Here is a 2,890-nt window from a genome sequence, read left to right as displayed (position 1 = left end):
GACCGGCTGAGACCCGCCCGGCCGGTCACGTGCTCGGGGGAGCCGGGACCGGCCGGGCCCGCCCCGGTCCGCGCCGGCGGTCCACGCGACCGCCGGCGCGGACCGACACGGGCGGCCGGTACCGTCCGCGGATCATGTCGAGCGACGAGGACAACCCGGTGCGGCTCATCGCCTGGGTGAGCGGACGCGTGCAGGGCGTCGGTTTCCGCTGGTGGACGCGTTCGCGCGCGCTGGAGCTCGGCCTGGTCGGCTCCGCGCGCAACCTCCCCGACGGCCGGGTCGCGGTCGTCGCCGAAGGCCCGCGCCGGGCGTGCGCCGCCCTGTTGGACGCGCTGCGCGGGGGCGCGACCCCCGGCCGCGTCGACGACGTGGCCGAGCAGTGGTCCGCACCGCGCGGCGACCTGACGGGCTTCGTCGAGGCCTGACGGTTCCGTCGAGGCCTGACGGTTCCGTCGAGGCCTGTCGCGGTCGTCGTCCCGCCCAACCGCCGGCGCACACCCGTTGGTGCCGCGCACACCGGGCCGTTGCGGCGCACACGGCACGCGATGTGCGCCGAGACCACGGGATGTGCGTCGGGGCCGCCCGGGGTGAGGGGGCCTCGACCAGGGGGCCGGTAGGCTCCGACGTCCGCCTCCCGCCACCCGGAGATGCCGCCCCGTGCACCTGAAGAGCCTGACGTTGAAGGGCTTCAAGTCCTTCGCCTCGGCGACCACGCTGCGCCTGGAGCCGGGGATCACCTGCGTGGTCGGGCCGAACGGGTCGGGCAAGTCCAACGTCGTCGACGCGATCAGCTGGGTGCTCGGCGAGCAGGGGGCCAAGGCGCTGCGCGGCGGCAAGATGGAGGACGTCATCTTCGCCGGCACCTCCGGGCGGGCCCCGCTCGGGCGGGCCGAGGTGACGCTGACCATCGACAACTCCGACGGCGCCCTGCCGATCGAGTACTCCGAGGTCTCGATCACCCGGCGGATGTTCCGCGACGGCGCGGGCGAGTACGAGATCAACGGCTCGTCCTGCCGGCTGCTGGACATCCAGGAGCTGCTCAGCGACTCCGGCATCGGCCGGGAGCTGCACGTCATCGTCGGGCAGGGGCAGCTCGACTCGGTGCTGCAGTCCAAGCCGGAGGACCGCCGCGCCTACATCGAGGAGGCCGCGGGCGTCCTCAAGCACCGCAAGCGCAAGGAGAAGGCGCTGCGGAAGCTGGACGCGATGCAGGCCAACCTGACCCGGCTCACCGACCTGACCGCCGAGCTGCGCCGCCAGCTCAAGCCGCTGGGCCGGCAGGCCGAGATCGCCCGGCGGGCCCAGGCCGTGCAGTCCGAGCTGCGCGACGCCCGGCTCCGCCTCGCCGCCGACGACCTGGTCACCCTGCGCGACCAGCTGGCCCGCGAGGAGGCCGACGAGTCGACCGCGCGGGCCCGCCGCGCGGAGGTCGAGGAGCAGCTGGCGGTGGCCCGGGTCGAGCAGGAGCGGTTGGAGGCCGCGCTCGCCGAGGACGCCCCGCGGCTGGCCGCGGCCCAGGACACCTGGTACCGGCTCTCGGCGCTCTCCGAGCGGCTCGACGGCACGGTGCGCCTGGCCGAGGAGCGCACCCGGCACCTCGCCGGACCGGTCGAGCGCACCCCCGGCCGCGACCCCGACGAGCTGGAGGCCGAGGCCGAGGCGGCGGCCGAGGAGGAGGAGCTGCTGGTCGAGACGCTGTCACAGGCCCGCACCCGGCTCTCCGAGATCATGGACGCGCGCACCGAGCACGAGCGCACGCTGGCCGCGGCCGAGCGCGCCCACCTCGCCGCGGTGCGCGCGCTCGCCGACCGCCGCGCCGGGTTGGCCACCCTCTCCGGCCGGGCCGAAGCGCTGCGCAGCGGGGCCGCGGCCACCGCCGACGAGATCGAGCGGCTGTCCGAGGCCATCGCCGAGGCCCAGGAGCGCACCGACGCGGCCCAGGAGGAGCTGGTGGCCGCCCAGGACGAGCTGGGCGCGTTCACCGGTGAGCAGGGCTCGGTGCGCGAGCTGGCGGACCGGGCCGGTATCGCGGTCGAGGCGCACGCCGCGGCCACCGCCCGGGTCGCCGAGCTGGTGGCCCGCGAGCGCGAGCTGGAGCAGCGCCGGGCGCACTGGCGGGCCCGGGTCGACGCGCTGGGCGTGGGCATGGCCCGCAAGGACGGCTCCGGCGAGCTGGTCGACACCGCCGGCGTCCTGGGCGCCCTCTCCGGCCTGGTCACGGTGGACCCACCGGCCCGCACGGCCGTCGCCGCCGCCCTCGGCGAGCTCGCCGACGCCCTCGTCGTCGCGGGCCCGGACGCCGCGCTCGCGGCCCTGCGCCTGCTCCGCGACCGCGACGCCGGCCGCGCCGCCCTCGTCGTCGCCCCCGCCCCCGAGGTTCAGGAAAGCCACGTTCAGGTCGCCACAGGGCAGGAACGTGGCTTTCCTGAACCCGGGGGAGGGGGGCGCTGGGCCGGCCAGGCGATCACCGGCGGCCGGCTCGCCCCGACCGTGCGGGAGCTGCTGCGCGGCGTGGTGATCGTCGACGACCTCGACGCGGCGCGATCGGCCGTCGAGGCCGATCCGGCGCTCGTCGCCGTGACGACGACCGGTGACCTGCTGGCGGCGCACCGGGCGAACGGCGGCTCGGGCACCGCGTCGACCGCGCTGGACGTGCAGGCGGCGCTGGACGAGGCGCACGCCGAGCGGGAGTCCGTCGAGCAGGAGCTGGCCCGGCTGCGCCCGGCCCTGGAGGGCGCCCGGGCCGAGGAGGCCGCCCGGCAGGGCGAGGTCGAGGCGGCGAAGCGCGAGCAGGGCGCCGTCGAGCAGCGCCGCAGCGCGGCGTCGGCGCAGCTGGGCCGCTACGAGCAGGCCGTGCGCTCGGCCGCGGCGGAGGCGCAGCGGCTGCGCG

2 protein-coding genes are annotated in these 2,890 nt (G+C 77.2%); both read left to right on the top strand.

Going from position 1 to position 2,890, the window contains the following annotated elements; translation table 11 throughout:
- Positions 1–134: 134 nt before the first annotated feature.
- Positions 135–425 (top strand): acylphosphatase, encoded by a 291-nt coding sequence (locus tag KIK08_RS38450; RefSeq protein ID WP_214408234.1) that lies wholly within the window; start codon positions 135–137, stop codon positions 423–425.
- Positions 426–657: 232 nt separating this feature from the next.
- The coding region (locus tag KIK08_RS38445) for a chromosome segregation SMC family protein (RefSeq protein WP_214408233.1) at positions 658–2,890 on the top strand (2,233 nt) is incomplete at its 3' end.

It is taken from the genome of Pseudonocardia lacus (genome assembly GCF_018531445.1).
GTDB lineage: Bacteria > Actinomycetota > Actinomycetes > Mycobacteriales > Pseudonocardiaceae > Pseudonocardia > Pseudonocardia lacus.
Note: the sequence above shows the minus strand (reverse complement) of the source record. Positions and strands in the feature narration are given on the sequence as shown.

Bases quoted from the DNA above. Each gene is read 5' to 3' on its own strand.
- KIK08_RS38450 (WP_214408234.1), top strand. From the start codon at position 135: ATGTCGAGCGACGAGGACAACCCGGTGCGGCTCATCGCCTGGGTGAGC.